This is a genomic window from Magnetospirillum fulvum (assembly GCF_900108475.1).
In the GTDB taxonomy this organism is placed as follows: domain Bacteria; phylum Pseudomonadota; class Alphaproteobacteria; order Rhodospirillales; family Magnetospirillaceae; genus Phaeospirillum; species Phaeospirillum fulvum_A.
Map to the genome: position 1 here is coordinate 232,601 of NZ_FNWO01000002.1, position 14,728 is coordinate 247,328.

Below are 14,728 nucleotides of genomic sequence, written 5' to 3' on the forward strand. Positions count from 1 at the left end.
CTTCCGAGTCCACCCCGGCGACCGATCTGATCGCCCTGGTCACCGCCGCTCTGGAAGATCTCAAGGCCGAAGACATCGTTGCCTTCGACCTGCGCGGTCGTACCTCGATCGCCGACGGCATGGTGATCGCCAGCGGGCGGTCGTCGCGTCAGGTCGGCGCGATGGCCGACCATATCGGCCGCGCGCTGAAACAGGCCGGATACCATGTCTCGTCCGAGGGCGAACCGCAATGCGACTGGGTTCTGGTCGATGGCGGCGACATCATCGTCCACCTGTTCCGGCCCGAAGTCCGCGCCTTCTATAATCTGGAAAAGATCTGGGCCCGTCCGGCCGAGATCGCCGCTGCTCCCGCCCCGCGTCCCCAGGCCGCACCGGGCGTCTGATGCGGGTGACCCTGGCGGCGGTGGGCCGGGCTCGTCCCGGTCCGGAGCTGGATCTGTTCCAGCAATATGTCCGCCGCCTGACCCCGCCGCTGACCCTGCGCGAGGTCGAGGAACGCCGACCGCTGCCGTCCGACCGTCTCAAGGCGCGCGAGGCCGAGCTTCTGCTCGGCTGCGTCCCGCCGGGCGCGGTGGCGGTGGCGCTCGACGAACGTGGCGGCGCGCTGGGCTCGATGGCGTTTGCCACCCGGCTGCAAGGCTGGCGCGAGTCCGGCTGCGGCGATCTGGTGTTTCTGATCGGGGGTGCCGACGGTCATGGCGAGGCGGTGCGGTCGCGCGCCGATCTGCTGCTCTCGTTCGGTCCGATGACTTGGCCGCATATGCTGGTCCGTGCCCTGCTGGCCGAGCAATTGTGGCGAGCCCAGGCGATCTTGTCCGGCCATCCCTATCACCGGGTATAGCGCTTAAAACTGCTCCAGTTCGGTATCCCAATACAGGAAGTCCCGCCAGGATTGGTGCAGGTAATTGGGCGGGAACGAACGGCCGTTGACTTGAAGCTGGAACGTCGTCGGCTGTTCCGGTCGGGTCAGCAGGGTCATTCCGGCGGCGCGGGCCGAGCGACATCCCTTGCGCAGATTGCAGGGCGAACAGGCGGTGACGACATTGTCCCAGGTGGTCCGGCCACCCCGGGCGCGCGGCACGACGTGATCGAAGGTCAGTTCGTGGGTGGGGAACGACTGGCCGCAATATTGACAGCTGAAGCGGTCGCGCAGGAAGACGTTGAAGCGGGTGAAGGCTGGCCGCCGGGTGGTGGGGACATATTCCTTCAGCGAAATGACGCTGGGCAACCGCATCGTGAAGGTGGGGGAGCGAATCTCGCGGTCATATTCCGACACCACGCAGACACGGTCGGACACGACCGCCCGGATCGCGTCCTGCCACGACCACAGCGATAACGGGAAGTAACTGAGCGGCCGGAAATCGGCATTCAGCACCAGGGCAGGATGGCTTTCGAACGCGACCAAACGCCTCTCCCTTCACGGGTTGAGAAACGATAGCCGTTTTGCCCTGGATAATCCATGCTAACGTCGTGACGTTTCCTTTAAGCCGTGCAGCCGAAGGTCTGGGCCAGGAAGGCTTGGGCCAGCCGGGCGACCGAATCGTCGATGCCGTGGCCGAGGCCGGGGCGGAGCTGGGCCAGCACCGGCACCCCCACCGCGATCAATGCCCGCTCGGCATTGGCGAGGCTGGCGGGGTTGACCACCTCGTCCTCTTCGCCGTGAACCAGCAGCACCGGGGGGCGGACGGTGATTTCGGCCGCCAGCGACCCGGCATCGACCAGCGCACCGGACAGGCCGATCAGCGCGGCGGGGGATTTCGCCCGGCGCAGGCCGACATGCAGCGCCATCATCGCCCCCTGGCTAAAGCCGATCAGGGCCAAATCGCCGTCGCCGACCCCCCAGCGTTCCAATTGCGCATCGAGATAGGCATCGAGCCGGGGCGCGGTGGCGCGCAGACCGGCCGAGATTGCCGGACCGCTGCGGTCTTGCAGGCTGAACCATTGCCGCCCGAACGGGGCGAGGTCGAACGGCTCGGGCGCGTCGGGGGCGACGAAAGCGGCGTCGGGCAGTACCGAGGCGAAGAACGGGGCCAATTCGATCAGATCGGAGCCATCGACGCCGATTCCGTGCAGCAGCACCACCAACTGTGCCGCCGGTCCGCCGGAAGCGGGGGCGACCTCGGGGCCGGTCAGCGGGGGCAAGGTCGGGGACGGTTCGGTCATGACACCTCCAACAAGGCGCGCCCGATCTCCGGCCATGCTAGACTGGGCCGGAACCGGAACGGGGCGGCAATAAGACCATGCCCCGCCGCCGCCTGTGAAGGACCAATCCGCGCGTTCGCTCATGATCGTGACTCGTTTCGCCCCCAGCCCGACCGGAGAGCTTCATCTCGGCCATGCCTTTTCCGCTCTGACCGCCTTTGCGGCGGCCCAGGCGGCGGCAGGGCGGTTCCTGCTGCGGATCGAGGATATCGACCAGGGCCGTTGCCGCCCGGCTTTCACCCCGTCGATCCTGACCGATCTGGCTTGGCTCGGCCTCGTCTGGGAGCAGCCGGTGCGGCGGCAATCCGAGCATTTCGACGAGTATCGCTCAGCCCTTGACCGCCTTGCCGCCGAGGGCTTGCTCTATCCCTGTTTTTGCAGCCGCAAGGATATCGCCGCCGCCGGTCAGGCCCCGCACGGCCCCGACGGCCCGCTCTATCCCGGCACCTGCCGCACCCTGTCGGAGTCGGAGCGGACGGAACGGCGCCAGTCCGGCCAGCCCTTCGCGTTGCGCCTCGATTGTGCGGCGGCAATCCGGCGGGTCGGGCCGCTGCTCTGGCACGACCAGGATGCCGGGGCGGTGGTCGCCCGCCCCGATCTGTTCGGAGACGTCGTGCTGGCCCGCAAGGAGTGCCCGACCAGCTATCACCTCGCCGTCACCCTCGACGATGCACGCCAGGGGGTGACGCTGGTAACGCGGGGAGTTGATCTGTTCGAGGCAACCCATATCCACCGCCTGCTTCAGGCGCTGTTCGATCTGCCGGTGCCGGACTATCGCCATCATCCGCTGCTGACCGGCCCCGACGGCCGCCGCCTCGCCAAGCGCGACCGTGCCCAGACGCTGCGCTCGTTGCGCGAACAGGGGTGCTCTGCTGCCGAGGTGCGAGCCCTGGTGGGACTGTGACAGTCGATGCGGGGCGGGCTCTCGGTCGGCTCCCGCGCGAATTTTCGAGGCTCAATAGGTTCACTTGCGTTACGGCCTGCACACCCCTGTCCTCCGCTTGACCGGCTCCGTTGCCGGAGATGGCCTAAGGACTCGGTTCCCCACCCTGTCGCGATAGCGAAGCTTTTCTACAGCAGCAGGCTACCCATCGCGGCGGCACCGAAAACGATCAGCATCGCGCCTGACCCGTGATTGAACAGCGTCATTCGCGACGGTGTAACGTGGCCGCGCGCGGCGGCGGCGGCGGCCGACAGCACCAGCCACCACAGCGCCGAGCCCACGAAAATTCCGGCGATCAAAAGCCAGGACTGCACTTGTCCCTCGGTGCGGGTCGATGGTCCCAACGCGGCGAACACGGCGGCAACGCCCAAGATGGTGCCGGGATTGGTGATGGTGATGAAGAAGGTGGTGACGAAATCGCGCCACTTCCCCGCTGTCTCGCCATCCGGACCGACGTCAAAGGCGGCGCTGCGCCAGGTATGCACGCCCAGTCCGATCATGAACAGGCCGCCGACCAGCTTTAACGTCGCGGTCTGACCTTGCAGACCTTCAACGATGGCCCCGATTCCCAGCACCGCGACGGCCCCGAACAAGGTATCGGCCAACGCCGCCCCCAGTCCGGCGACGAACGCGGCCAGCCGACCTTCTGCCAGCGCCTTGCGGATACAAAGAATTCCCACCGGCCCGATCGGCGCGGCGACGGCAAAGCCGATCGCGATGCCGCGCAGGAACGTGATCAGATCGACATTGACGTCCAAGATGGGAAACCTTTGCGGTCACGATGCGGGCGTCAGCAAAAACCAATTGGCCGCGCAAGGCAACCTCCTTGGTTCATGGCTCGACCGGATCGGCGGCAAAGCGGCGGGACGGCGCGATCATTGCGTCCTGAGCCGCGACCAGCGCCAGTTCGCGCCGCCGCTCGACCCAGGTCCGCTCCAGCACCGCAAACAGGCCCGACACCGCGAGATCGAGCGCTTCGGGCACCGCATATCCCGACAAAAGACGCCCGAGCAGCAGCGCCGCCAGCAGATCGCCGGTTCCGCTTGGCTCGGGCGAAAAAGGCAGACGGGGCGTGCGAACCTGCCAGATCCGCTCCGCCGTCACCGCCAGCACGATCAATCCGTCACGTCCGTCTTCCAGTCCGGTGACCAGCGCCAGCCTTGGCCCGCGCCGGTCCGGCCCAGCCAACAGCGAGCGCGCCGCCGCCGCCGCGTCGGCCAGATCGCCCACCGCGCGCCCGGTCAGGCATTCCAGTTCGAACCGGTTGGGGGTGACGATATCGGCCAGCGGCAGCAGGCGGGTTCGAAACGCCTCGGGCAGAGCGGGATCGACATACAGGCCGCGCGGTGCGTCCCCCATCACCGGATCGCATAGATAAAGGGCGTCGGGCCGCCTAGACCGGATCAGGCCGGCGGCAAGAACCGCCGCCTCGACCGTCGCGGCTTCGCCCAGATAGCCGGTCAGAAGGCCGTCGCACTGATCCAGCGCCCCCACCGCCGCCAACCCCTCGACCATCGCGATCAGATGGGCGGCGGGAAACCGCATCCCGTCAAAGACGCCATACCCCGGATGGTTGGAGAATTGGACGGTATCGACCGGCCAGACCTCGTGTCCCAACCGCTGCAACGGCAGCAACGCGGCGGAATTGCCGACATGCCCGTAGGCGACGGCGGATTGAAGCGAAACAATTTTCATCGTCCCCCCGGTATATAGGACGCAATGTTGCGCCGCAACCTTGCCATCCCAGGGCAAGATTGTTACCCTTCACACCCTTTTTATCATGATCGGAGGATCTTCCTCATGGCCGCCACGACCCGGCCCCGCCGTTCCGTTCTGTATATGCCGGGATCGAACCCGCGCGCGCTCGACAAGGCCCGGACCCTGGCCGCCGACGGACTGATCCTCGATCTCGAAGACGCCGTCGCTCCCGACGCCAAGGACGACGCCCGCCGACAGGTGGTCGAGGCGCTGATGGCGGGCGGCTATGGCGACCGCGAGCTTCTGGTTCGCGTCAACGGTCTGGCCACGCCCTGGGGACAAAGCGACATCGTCGCCGCCGCGAAATCGGGCGCCGACGCGATCTTGATCCCCAAGGTCGAAAGCGCCGACATGGTCCGTCAGGTCGAAGCGACGATGAATGCCGCCGGTGCGCCTGCCGCGATGGCGATCTGGTGCATGATCGAAACCCCGCGCGGTGTGCTGCGCGCCGCCGAAATCGCCGATTCGACTCCGCGTCTGGCCGGGTTCGTGCTGGGCACCTCGGATCTCGCCAAGGATCTCCACTGCGCCCACACCCGCGACCGCCAGCCGATGCTGACCGCGCTCGGGCTCTGTCTGCTCGCGGCGCGGGCCAGCGGATTGGCGGCGCTCGACGGGGTTCATCTCGATCTCGACGATGACGAAGGGTTCGAACATTCCTGCCGCCAGGGCCAGGAGCTTGGCTTCGACGGCAAGACCCTGATTCATCCCAAGACCATCGCCACCGCCAACCGGGTGTTCGCTCCGACCGAAAAGGAAATCGAATGGTCGAAGGCGATCATCGCCGCCCATGCCGAGGCCGTCGCCGCCGGGAAGGGCGTCGTTGTCGTCGGCGGTCGGCTGATCGAGCTTCTCCACGTTGAAAACGCCCGCCGATTGGTCGATCTGGCCGCCCGCATCGCCCGTCTGGAATCCGCTTTGAAAGATTCGTCGTCATGAGCAAAACCAATCAAGGCAATTTCCTTGAGGATTTCCGCCTCGGCCAAGTGATCCGCCACGCCACGCCGCGCACCGTGACCGAGGGCGACGTCGCCCTGTACATCGCGCTTTACGGCTCGCGCTTTGCCCCCCAATCCTCGGCGAAATTCGCCAGCGCGATCGGGCTGGCCGAAAAGGGTCGCGCTCCCATCGACGATCTGCTCGCCTTTCATATCGTGTTCGGCAAAACCGTTCCCGATATCAGCCTCAACGCGATCGCCAATCTCGGTTATGCCGCCGGACGGTTCGGTGTCCCGGTCTTTCCCGGCGACACCCTGTCGGCGATCTCGACCGTGATCGGGATCAAGGAAAATTCGAACCGCCAGAGCGGCGTTGTCTATGTCCGCACCACCGGCCTCAACCAGCGCGGCGAAACCGTGCTCGAATATATTCGCTGGGTGATGGTGCGCAAACGCGACCCGGCGGCAAGCCTGCCCGAAACCCTGGTGCCGGATTTTCCCATCGCCGTTGCCGCCGCCGATCTGATCCTGCCCGCCGAATTGCAGCTTGAACGCTACGATGCCGTCCTGGCCGGAAGCCCCTATCTGTGGGACGATTACAGTCCGGGCGAGCGGATCGACCATGTCGATGGCTGCACCATCGAAGAAGCCGAGCATATGATGGCAACCCGGCTGTGGCAGAACACCGCCCGGGTCCATTTCAACCAATTCACCGAGGGACAGGGCCGGTTCGGTCGCCGCCTGATCTATGGCGGTCACATCATCTCGCTGGCCCGCTCGCTCTCGTTCAACGGTCTCGGCAACGCCTTCAAGCTGGTCGCGATCAATGGCGGCCGCCACGCCAACCCGACCTTCGCCGGAGATACCATCTTCGCCTGGTCCGAAGTGCTGGAGCGGATCGAGTTTCCCGGTCGCGACGATGTCGGTGCCCTGCGCCTGCGTCTGATCGCCACCCGCGACCGCCCGTGTGCCGACTTCCCCTTGCTCGCCGACAATGGTCGCGACACCGACCCGGCCGTCGTGCTCGATTTCGATTACACCGTGCTGATCCCAAGGCGGAAAGGATAAAATGAGCAGGGCTCCGCGCCTTGCACCCGCTAGGGCCTACCTCACCGCGGCAGCCCGCAACGGGATCGACCAGACGCCTTAGCGGGGAAGGCGGCGATAGCGGAAGAAGGTGGGTTCGCGACCGGCGAGGCACTTGACCTCATAGCGGGTCGCGGGCCAGTCGGGCGGCAAGGTGGCGCGCTGGGTGGTCAATTGCTCGCGGCGAAAGGCGGGGTGGGCGTCAAGCTGGCGGGTGGCCCAGGCGACATAGATCGGGTCGTCGCTGGCGACGCGCAATTCGCCGTCGTCGGAGAGGACGCGGGCGATCTGGTCGAGATTGTCGGGATTGATGAACCGGCGCTCGGAATGGCGCGATTTCGGCCAGGGATCGGGGAACAGCACGAAGACGCGGCCCAGCGTCGCGTCGGGCAAGGCGGGCAGCAACAAGCGGGCGTCGTCGGGGAAGACGCGGACGTTATCCAGTTCCTGGGCCTGAACATAGCCGAGCAGGCTGGCGATACCGTTACGAAAGACCTCGCACCCGATCATTCCGATATCGGGATGATCTTCGGCCAGGGTGGCGAGATGCTCGCCGCCACCGAATCCGACTTCCAGCCAGATATCCTCGACCGGGCACGGGAACAGGGTGACCGGGTCGATCTGCTCGCCGGGTCCCGGAATGGCGATGGCGAGACGGGGCAGCAGGCCGTCGATCAGGCCGAGGGCGGTGCGGCGCAGGGATTTCCCGCTGCGCCGTCCGAAGAAGCGCGGCCGATCTCCGGCCGCGCCGCTTTTATCCTTATCCTCGGCCATCACACCGACGTCAGAAAGCGCGCTTCAGCGCATCGACCAGATCGGTCCGTTCCCACGAGAAGCCACCATCGGCCTCGGGGGCGCGGCCGAAATGGCCATAGGCGGCGGTCCGGGCGTAAATCGGCTTGTTGAGGCCGAGATGGGTGCGGATGCCGCGCGGGCTGAGATCGACCAACTGCTGCAACACCGAGGACAGCTTGTCCTCATCGACCTGGTTGGTGCCGAAGGTATCGACATAGACCGACAGCGGCTTGGACACGCCGATCGCGTAGCTGAGCTGGATCACGCACCGGGTGGCGAGACCCGAGGCGACGACGTTCTTCGCCAGATAGCGGGCGGCATAGGCCGCCGAACGATCGACCTTGGTCGGATCCTTGCCCGAGAAAGCCCCGCCGCCATGCGGCGCGGCGCCGCCGTAGGTATCGACGATGATCTTGCGGCCGGTCAGGCCGGTGTCGCCATCGGGACCGCCGATGACGAAACGGCCGGTCGGGTTGACGTAGAAATGCTCTTCGTCGGGGAACCAGCCCTCGGGCAGCACGTTCTGGACGTGGGGACGGACCAGTTCACGAATCTCGGCCTGGGTGGCGGCTTCGATATGCTGGGTCGAGACGACCACCGACGCGGCGCGGACCGGCTTGCCGTCGCGGTATTCCAGGGTGACCTGGCTCTTCGCGTCGGGCAGGAACTGGGTCGCGGCACCGGAATGACGGGCCTCGGCCATCGACTTCAGAATTTCGTGCGAATAATAGATCGGGGCCGGCATCAGGGTCTCGGTCTCATCGACCGCATAGCCGAACATGATGCCCTGGTCGCCCGCGCCTTCGTCCTTGTCACCCGCGGCATCGACGCCGACGGCGATGTCGGCCGACTGGGCGTGGACGTGATACTGCACTTCGGCGTTCTTCCAGTGGAAGCCGTCCTGCTCGTAGCCGATGTCTTTGATCGCGTGACGCGCCGCTTCGATCAGCAGATCCTTGGTGACCGACGCCGGGCCGCGCACTTCACCGGCCAGAACGACCAGATTGGTGGTGCACAGCGTTTCGACCGCGACCCGGGACTGGGGGTCGGCGGCGAGGAAGGCATCGACCACGGCATCGGAGATGCGGTCGCTGACCTTATCCGGGTGCCCTTCGGACACCGATTCGCTGGTGAAAAGGAAATTCTTTTTGGACACGGGCAAGCCCTCCTCGACCCAATACATAGGGGACCAGGGGCATCAGACGCTGGGAACGTCGCCATCGTGATGCACCCACTTAGCCGTTTTGGCGTGGCGGCAAGCGGTCAAAATCTCCACGGGAACGGGGCACCCGCTCCGGGGGGTTCTTCTGACAGCCAGGAACGAAACCGTCAAGGACTAAGCCGGGCTAGGGGGCAGGTTGTGCCGGTTGAGTCGGTTGAACCGGAAGCGGCGGCGGCGTCATCGCGGGTTGAGTCGGCGTTACCACCGGAGCCGGAGCCGGAACGGTCGGCGCAGAGGCAGGCGGCGGAGCAATCGGAGCGGGAGCAGACGACGGCGCGGCGGGCCTGGCTGCGGGCAGGGCGGCGGCATCGGCGGATTCGACGAACACCACCACCACTTCAACCGCGCTGGGATCGGGCCGTTCCAGCAAAATCTTGAAGCTGGTGGTGCCCTGGGGGTCGAGCGCGGTGGCGGGCGGCCGGGCCAGCTTTTCCTGCACCGGCTGGCCGGCTTTGTCGAGCAGGACCAGCTTCATCGTCGGCACGGCGCGAATCCGGTCGCTGATATTGGCGATGATGCCGCGCACGACCAAGACATCGACATCGTTGAGGACAAAGCGTTCCGGGGTTCCGGCCTTGCGCAATTCCAGCCCGGCGCCGGGCTTTTCGTTGCGCAGCCCGGCCTGGGTCAGCAGGTCACCCGCTTCGGGCACCAGATCGACGATATGATCCTGGAAGTAATAGGCGGCGCCTCCCAATCCGCCCAGCACCAGCAGGACCAGCACCACCCACAAAGCGGCGGTGCCGCCCCGGCTTTTTTCGTGATGGGTGGCGAAGACATCGGGCACCGGGCTCTGATCCTCGTCGAGCAGCCCGTGCGACAGGTCGATCTCCGGCGACCGTTCCGGCGGCAGGCGCGAGCCGAAGCTTGGCACCGGCGGCGGTTCGAGGTCGGGAAAAGAGGAAAAGGCCGGGCGCGGCTGGGGCGGGAAAGGGTCGTCCGCCTCCAGGGAAGAGAAAGACGGCGCGGCGGCCGGTTCTCGCTGGGGCATAAAGTCGAGGTCGAGGACGTCGTTCTCTTCGATCTCGAGACGCAGAGGCGTCTGGAACCATTTGTGCCCGCACTTGGCGCACTTCAGCTTGCGCCCATCGGTGCCGAGCGCAGCATCGGGGATCGAGAAATTGGTTCCGCAATTGGGGCAGGTGATCAGCATGCTGACGATGACCGCGAGGGGGGACGCTTTAGACTTATAGGCCGCGCGCGCGGCCAACACAAGCAAGGCCCTTTCGCAACGGTGCCGGACGGGCTCGAAAAGCTCCCGTCCGTCAAGTGCTTGAGGCCGCCGCCGAGACCTGCTAAACCGAGGCCCTTGCGATCAGGAGGCTAGTATGCGCCAGGGAAAGATCGAGCGCACCACCACCGAGACCGCCGTCGCCGTTTCGGTCGACCTCGACGGCGGCGGACGCTATCAGGTGGCAACCGGCATCGGCTTCCTCGACCATATGCTGGAACAATTGTCGCGGCATTCGCTGATTGACCTTGTGGTCGAGGCGAAGGGCGACCTGCATATCGACGCCCATCACACCACCGAGGATATCGGCATCGCGCTCGGCCAGGCGGTGGCGCGCGCGCTGGGCGAACGCAAGGGCATTCGTCGCTATGGGTCGGCCTACGTCCCGATGGACGAGACCCTGACCCGCGTCGCGCTCGATTTGTCCAACCGGCCCTATCTGGTGTGGAAGGTGGCGTTTTCGCGCGACCGGCTCGGCACGCTCGACACCGAATTGGTGCGCGAGTGGTTCCAGGCGTTCGCCCAGGCCGCCGGGGTGACCCTGCACGTCGAATGCCTGTATGGCGAAAACGACCATCACATCGCCGAAAGCTGCTTCAAGGCGCTGGCCCGCGCCCTGCGCGAGGCGATCGAGATCGATTCCCGCAAGGCCGATGCGGTGCCATCGACCAAGGGGACGCTGGGGGGGAGCCTGTGAGCGGACGCGTCGCTATCGTTGATTACGGTTCGGGCAATCTGCGCTCGGCCGCCAAGGCGTTCGAACGGGTCGCGGCGGAACGTGGCCAGGGGCAAGAGATCATCGTCACCGCGCGGGCCGAGGACATCGCCGCCGCCGAGCGGATCGTCCTGCCCGGCGTCGGTGCCTTTGCCGATTGCAAGGCCGGGCTCGACCGCCTGCCCGGCATGGTCGAGGCTCTGGAAGAGGCGGTGTTGCGTCGGGGCCGTCCCTTCCTCGGCATCTGTGTCGGGATGCAATTGCTGGCCACCACCGGGCGCGAGCATGGCGAGCATCGCGGGCTGGGCTGGATCGCGGGCGAAGTGCTGCCGCTGGCGGTCGAAGAGACCGGGCTGAAGGTGCCGCACATGGGCTGGAACGAACTGGTCGCCGACCGGCCCGACCATCCGATCCTGGCCGGTCTGCCGGTGGGAGCCCACGCTTATTTCGTCCATTCCTACCGCTTCGCCTGTGCCGATCCCGCTCACCGTCTCGCCCATGTCGAGTATGGCGGGCCGGTCACCGCGCTGATTGGCCGCGACACCATCGTCGGCACCCAATTCCACCCGGAAAAGTCCCAGGCGACCGGGTTGCGGGTGATCGAGAATTTCCTGACCTGGAGGCCGTGAGCGATGTTTCTGTTTCCCGCCATCGACCTCAAGGACGGTGCCTGCGTCCGCCTGAAGCTCGGCCTGATGGACGAGGCGACGGTGTTCAACACCGATCCCGCCGCCCAGGCGGTCGCCTTTGCCACCGCCGGGGCCGAGTGGATTCACGTCGTCGATTTGAATGGCGCCTTTGCTGGTAAGCCGGTCAATTCTGCCGCCGTCGCGGCGATCCTGAAATCCGTTTCGGTTCCGGTCCAGCTTGGCGGCGGCATCCGCGATCTCGCCACGATCGAATCCTGGCTGGAGCAGGGGGTGCGCCGGGTCATTCTCGGCACCGTCGCGCTTAAAAATCCCGATCTGGTCAAAGACGCCTGTCGCCGCTTTCCCGGCCGGGTCGCGGTCGGCATCGACGCCAAGGGCGGCAAGGTCGCGGTTGAAGGCTGGGCTGAAACTGCCGATATCACCGTGCTCGACCTCGCCCGCAAGTTCGAGGACGCCGGTGTCGCCGCGCTGATCTATACCGATATCGACCGCGACGGCGTGCTGGCCGGTCCCAACGTCGCCGCCACTGCGGCACTGGCCGCCGCGATCCGCATTCCGGTGATCGCTTCGGGCGGGGTGTCGTCGCTGGACGATCTGCGCGCGCTGAAAACCGTTCCGGGTCTGGAAGGGGTGATCTCCGGTCGCGCCCTGTATGACGGCCGCATTGATCTGGCCGCCGCCATCGCCCTGCTGAAAGGCTGAGGCATCATGCTGAAGATGCGGATCATCCCCTGTCTCGACGTCAAGGACGGGCGGGTCGTCAAGGGAGTCAATTTCGTCGATCTGGTCGATGCCGGCGATCCGGTCGAGCAGGCGCGGATTTACGACCGCGCCGGGGCCGATGAACTGACCTTCCTCGACATCACCGCCAGCGTCGATAATCGCGACACCATCTATGACGTCGTCCGCCGCACCGCCGAGCAATGCTTCATGCCGCTGACCGTCGGCGGCGGGGTGCGGACCAATGACGACATCCGCAAGCTGCTGCTGGCCGGAGCCGACAAGGTCTCGATCAACACCGCCGCGGTTCACCGCCCCGATTTCGTCCGCGAGGCGGCGGAAAAGTTCGGCAGCCAGTGCATCGTCGTCGCCCTCGACGCCAAGCAGGTCGCTCCCGGCAAGTTCGAGATCTTCACCCATGGCGGCCGCACCCCCACCGGGATCGACGCCGTCGGCTGGGCGCGGCGGATGGTCGAGAACGGCGCGGGCGAAATCCTGCTGACCTCGATGGACCGCGACGGCACCCGCCAGGGCTTCGACATCGCGCTGACCCGGGCCATCGCCGACGCGGTGACGGTACCGGTGATCGCCTCGGGCGGGGTCGGGACCCTTGACCATCTGGTCGAAGGCATTCGCGACGGCCACGCCACCGCTGTGCTGGCCGCTTCGATCTTTCATTTCGGGATGTTTTCGATCGCCGAGGCGAAGGCCCATCTTGCCGCCGCCGGGATTCCGGTGCGGCCTTAACCCATCGGTCATAGGTCCGGGGGTGACAGGACCGACCGCATCTGCTACCAACCCAGACAATAGACACTGGCACCCGGTGCCAAATTCAATCAGGGGGCGAGACGCATGGCCCAAGACGTTGAAATTCTGAACGAACTGTACAAGGTCATCCTCAGCCGCCGTGGCACCGATGCCGACAAATCCTATACCGCCAAGCTGTTTTCGCGCGGCCGCGGCAAGATCGCCCAAAAGTTCGGCGAGGAAGCGGTCGAGACCATCGTCGCCGCTTTGTCCGAGGGCCGCGACGAACTGGCGGCCGAAAGCGCCGATACGTTGTATCATCTGCTGGTGCTGTGGGCCGATTGCGGCGTGGAACCGGGCAAGGTGTGGGCCGAACTGGAACGCCGCCTCGGCACTTCGGGCATCGACGAGAAGAAGTCCCGCGCCAAGAAAAGCTGAGGCTGGGACGGGGACGAAGGGGGAGACCGGTGATGGTGTATGACGACAATAACGTCTTCGCCCGCATCCTGCGGGGCGAAATTCCCTGCCACAAGGTTCATGAGGACGAGCATACCCTCGCCTTCCACGACATCAATCCCCAGGCACCGACCCATATCCTGGTGATCCCCAAGGGCGCTTACATCTCGATGATGGATTTCACCGAGCGCGCCTCGGATGGCGAGATCGCCGCCTTGTTCCGCGCCGTGTCGAAGGTTGCCGAGATCGCGGGCGTTACCGTCGAAGGCTGGCGTCTGCTGTCCAATGTCGGGATCAATGGCGGACAGGAAGTCCCCCACCTCCATATCCACGTCTTTGGCGGCCGCAAGCTGGGGCCGATGATCGTCAAGCCGGTTTAAAAAGGCCGCGTCGGCATCCGGGGGGCGTGCGTCCCCCTGCCCGTCCTGGCCGCACCGACCCCCGGGTCAAGCCCGGGGGGGACGGAACCAAACGGCGACACGGGAAACTCTGACGAACGCACGCGGCGCAGGCTTTGGCGTCGGCGTCAGAGTTCGTCGTGACCGGGCATGCCGGTCAGGCTGGCGGTGGTATCGCACTTGATCCGCTCTTCGGACAGGGCCTTGCCGGTGATGCGGAAGTGGGTCATCTCGGCGATGTTGGTGGCGTGGTCGCCGATCCGTTCCAGATTCTTGGCGATGAAGAGAAGGTGGCTGCACGGGGTAATCGTGCGGGGGTCTTCCATCATATAAGTGAGGATTTCGCGGAACAGGGCAGAGTGGATTTCGTCCAGTTCCTGATCGCGGTCGCGCACCACCAGCGCCCGCTCGGCATCGCCGCCGAGATAGGCGTCGAGCACGTCCTTCACCATCGCCAGCGACAGACGGCCGAGGCGGCTGACCGACCGGGTCTGCGCCACCGGCGGCAATTGGTTCAGCACCAGCGAGCGTTTGGCGACATTGGCGGCCAGATCGCCGATCCGTTCGACCTCGCCCGCGATCTTGAGCGCGGTGACGACGGTACGCAGATCGTCGGCGACGGGAGCGCGGAGCGCCAGCACCTTGATCGCCTGCTCGTTGATGAAGGTGTCGAGGCTGTCGATGCGGGAATCGCCGCCGACGACTTCGCCAGCCAGTTCGCCGTCGCGGTTCTCCAGCGCCTGGATCGCGCTTGCCAACTGGGTTTCGGCCAGACCGCCCATCCGGGCCAGCGCGTCGCCAAGCTTGCCGAGTTCGACGTCGTAGGATTTGACGATATGCTGCTCGCCGATGGTCATTGCGCCCGTC

At 65.9% G+C, this 14,728-nt stretch carries 19 protein-coding genes; 11 read left to right on the forward strand and 8 right to left on the reverse strand.

Translation table 11 applies throughout. From position 1 onward, the window contains the following. Positions 1–35: 35 nt before the first annotated feature. Together rsfS and rlmH are read left to right on the forward strand one after the other, a co-directional pair. Positions 36–383, forward strand: a complete 348-nt coding sequence (gene rsfS, locus BLW40_RS03310; RefSeq protein WP_280139892.1) for a ribosome silencing factor — start codon at positions 36–38, stop codon at positions 381–383. Continuing rightward, entirely contained in the window at positions 383–841 is a 459-nt protein-coding gene (gene rlmH / locus BLW40_RS03315; protein WP_074765511.1) for a 23S rRNA (pseudouridine(1915)-N(3))-methyltransferase RlmH, read from the forward strand. Before rsfS ends, rlmH begins: the two co-directional genes overlap by 1 nt. A 3-nt stretch (positions 842–844) precedes the next feature. On the opposite strand, the gene BLW40_RS03320 is transcribed toward rlmH, so the two are convergent. Both BLW40_RS03320 and BLW40_RS03325 read right to left on the reverse strand, forming a co-directional pair. Beyond that, positions 845–1,405 (reverse strand): HNH endonuclease, encoded by a 561-nt coding sequence (locus BLW40_RS03320; RefSeq protein WP_074765513.1) that lies wholly within the window; start codon positions 1,403–1,405, stop codon positions 845–847. 77 nt (positions 1,406–1,482) lie between these two features. Next, entirely contained in the window at positions 1,483–2,163 is a 681-nt protein-coding gene (locus tag BLW40_RS03325; protein WP_074765515.1) for an alpha/beta hydrolase, read from the reverse strand. 121 nt (positions 2,164–2,284) lie between these two features. On the opposite strand from BLW40_RS03325, the gene gluQRS reads away from it, so the two are divergent. Next, entirely contained in the window at positions 2,285–3,106 is an 822-nt protein-coding gene (gluQRS, locus tag BLW40_RS03330; RefSeq protein ID WP_074765517.1) for a tRNA glutamyl-Q(34) synthetase GluQRS, read from the forward strand. A 167-nt stretch (positions 3,107–3,273) separates the two neighbouring features. On the opposite strand, the gene BLW40_RS03335 is transcribed toward gluQRS, so the two are convergent. Further along, the gene (locus BLW40_RS03335) at positions 3,274–3,903 is read right to left on the reverse strand and encodes a LysE family translocator (protein ID WP_074765519.1); all 630 of its coding nucleotides are present in this window, start codon (positions 3,901–3,903) and stop codon (positions 3,274–3,276) included. Positions 3,904–3,976: 73 nt separating this feature from the next. Then, entirely contained in the window at positions 3,977–4,840 is an 864-nt protein-coding gene (gene pdxY / locus BLW40_RS03340; RefSeq protein ID WP_074765521.1) for a pyridoxal kinase PdxY, read from the reverse strand. Positions 4,841–4,945: 105 nt separating this feature from the next. Between pdxY and BLW40_RS03345 the strand changes: the two genes are divergently transcribed. Next, positions 4,946–5,842 carry an HpcH/HpaI aldolase/citrate lyase family protein gene (locus BLW40_RS03345; protein WP_074765523.1) on the forward strand — a complete coding sequence of 299 codons (897 nt, stop codon included), beginning with the start codon at positions 4,946–4,948 and terminating at the stop codon, positions 5,840–5,842. After that, positions 5,839–6,909 (forward strand): MaoC family dehydratase, encoded by a 1,071-nt coding sequence (locus BLW40_RS03350; RefSeq protein ID WP_074765525.1) that lies wholly within the window; start codon positions 5,839–5,841, stop codon positions 6,907–6,909. The genes BLW40_RS03345 and BLW40_RS03350 overlap by 4 nt, the downstream gene beginning before the upstream one ends. A gap of 78 nt (positions 6,910–6,987) precedes the next feature. On the opposite strand, the gene trmB is transcribed toward BLW40_RS03350, so the two are convergent. The 3 genes from trmB to BLW40_RS03365 form a co-directional block, all read right to left on the reverse strand. Beyond that, complete coding sequence (gene trmB / locus BLW40_RS03355) at positions 6,988–7,701, reverse strand: tRNA (guanosine(46)-N7)-methyltransferase TrmB (protein ID WP_074765527.1); 714 nt, start codon at positions 7,699–7,701, stop codon at positions 6,988–6,990. 10 nt (positions 7,702–7,711) lie between these two features. Then, a complete protein-coding gene (metK, locus tag BLW40_RS03360; RefSeq protein ID WP_425283696.1) occupies positions 7,712–8,905 on the reverse strand; it encodes a methionine adenosyltransferase in 1,194 nt (397 codons plus the stop codon). A gap of 163 nt (positions 8,906–9,068) precedes the next feature. Next, entirely contained in the window at positions 9,069–10,097 is a 1,029-nt protein-coding gene (locus tag BLW40_RS03365) for a DUF3426 domain-containing protein (protein ID WP_083386607.1), read from the reverse strand. Positions 10,098–10,272: 175 nt separating this feature from the next. Here BLW40_RS03365 and hisB point away from each other — a divergent pair, with 175 nt between their 5' ends. From hisB to BLW40_RS03395, 6 genes are all read left to right on the forward strand, one after another. After that, complete coding sequence (gene hisB, locus BLW40_RS03370; protein ID WP_074765529.1) at positions 10,273–10,872, forward strand: imidazoleglycerol-phosphate dehydratase HisB; 600 nt, start codon at positions 10,273–10,275, stop codon at positions 10,870–10,872. Continuing rightward, a complete protein-coding gene (gene hisH / locus BLW40_RS03375) occupies positions 10,869–11,519 on the forward strand; it encodes an imidazole glycerol phosphate synthase subunit HisH (RefSeq protein ID WP_074765531.1) in 651 nt (216 codons plus the stop codon). The genes hisB and hisH overlap by 4 nt, the downstream gene beginning before the upstream one ends. A gap of 3 nt (positions 11,520–11,522) precedes the next feature. Further along, positions 11,523–12,242, forward strand: coding sequence for a 1-(5-phosphoribosyl)-5-[(5-phosphoribosylamino)methylideneamino]imidazole-4-carboxamide isomerase (gene hisA / locus BLW40_RS03380; protein ID WP_074765533.1), 720 nt, complete (start codon positions 11,523–11,525; stop codon positions 12,240–12,242). Positions 12,243–12,248: 6 nt separating this feature from the next. Next, a complete protein-coding gene (hisF, locus tag BLW40_RS03385) occupies positions 12,249–13,007 on the forward strand; it encodes an imidazole glycerol phosphate synthase subunit HisF (protein ID WP_002729137.1) in 759 nt (252 codons plus the stop codon). Positions 13,008–13,112: 105 nt separating this feature from the next. Further along, the gene (locus tag BLW40_RS03390; protein ID WP_074765535.1) at positions 13,113–13,445 is read left to right on the forward strand and encodes a phosphoribosyl-ATP diphosphatase; all 333 of its coding nucleotides are present in this window, start codon (positions 13,113–13,115) and stop codon (positions 13,443–13,445) included. A 32-nt stretch (positions 13,446–13,477) separates the two neighbouring features. Continuing rightward, complete coding sequence (locus BLW40_RS03395) at positions 13,478–13,843, forward strand: histidine triad nucleotide-binding protein (RefSeq protein WP_074765537.1); 366 nt, start codon at positions 13,478–13,480, stop codon at positions 13,841–13,843. 146 nt (positions 13,844–13,989) lie between these two features. Here the strand turns inward: BLW40_RS03395 and phoU are convergent, their stop codons facing one another. Continuing rightward, positions 13,990–14,718, reverse strand: coding sequence for a phosphate signaling complex protein PhoU (phoU, locus tag BLW40_RS03400; protein WP_074765539.1), 729 nt, complete (start codon positions 14,716–14,718; stop codon positions 13,990–13,992). Between the last annotated feature and the right edge of the window lie 10 nt (positions 14,719–14,728).

Bases quoted from the DNA above. Each gene is read 5' to 3' on its own strand.
- pdxY (WP_074765521.1), bottom strand. From the start codon at position 4,840: ATGAAAATTGTTTCGCTTCAATCCGCCGTCGCCTACGGGCATGTCGGC.
- BLW40_RS03390 (WP_074765535.1), top strand. From the start codon at position 13,113: ATGGCCCAAGACGTTGAAATTCTGAACGAACTGTACAAGGTCATCCTC.
- BLW40_RS03325 (WP_074765515.1), bottom strand. From the start codon at position 2,163: ATGACCGAACCGTCCCCGACCTTGCCCCCGCTGACCGGCCCCGAGGTC.
- BLW40_RS03365 (WP_083386607.1), bottom strand. From the start codon at position 10,097: ATGCTGATCACCTGCCCCAATTGCGGAACCAATTTCTCGATCCCCGAT.
- BLW40_RS03395 (WP_074765537.1), top strand. From the start codon at position 13,478: ATGGTGTATGACGACAATAACGTCTTCGCCCGCATCCTGCGGGGCGAA.
- rlmH (WP_074765511.1), top strand. From the start codon at position 383: ATGCGGGTGACCCTGGCGGCGGTGGGCCGGGCTCGTCCCGGTCCGGAG.
- phoU (WP_074765539.1), bottom strand. From the start codon at position 14,718: ATGACCATCGGCGAGCAGCATATCGTCAAATCCTACGACGTCGAACTC.
- metK (WP_425283696.1), bottom strand. From the start codon at position 8,905: ATGTATTGGGTCGAGGAGGGCTTGCCCGTGTCCAAAAAGAATTTCCTT.
- trmB (WP_074765527.1), bottom strand. From the start codon at position 7,701: ATGGCCGAGGATAAGGATAAAAGCGGCGCGGCCGGAGATCGGCCGCGC.
- hisA (WP_074765533.1), top strand. From the start codon at position 11,523: ATGTTTCTGTTTCCCGCCATCGACCTCAAGGACGGTGCCTGCGTCCGC.
- hisB (WP_074765529.1), top strand. From the start codon at position 10,273: ATGCGCCAGGGAAAGATCGAGCGCACCACCACCGAGACCGCCGTCGCC.
- BLW40_RS03350 (WP_074765525.1), top strand. From the start codon at position 5,839: ATGAGCAAAACCAATCAAGGCAATTTCCTTGAGGATTTCCGCCTCGGC.
- gluQRS (WP_074765517.1), top strand. From the start codon at position 2,285: ATGATCGTGACTCGTTTCGCCCCCAGCCCGACCGGAGAGCTTCATCTC.
- BLW40_RS03345 (WP_074765523.1), top strand. From the start codon at position 4,946: ATGGCCGCCACGACCCGGCCCCGCCGTTCCGTTCTGTATATGCCGGGA.
- hisF (WP_002729137.1), top strand. From the start codon at position 12,249: ATGCTGAAGATGCGGATCATCCCCTGTCTCGACGTCAAGGACGGGCGG.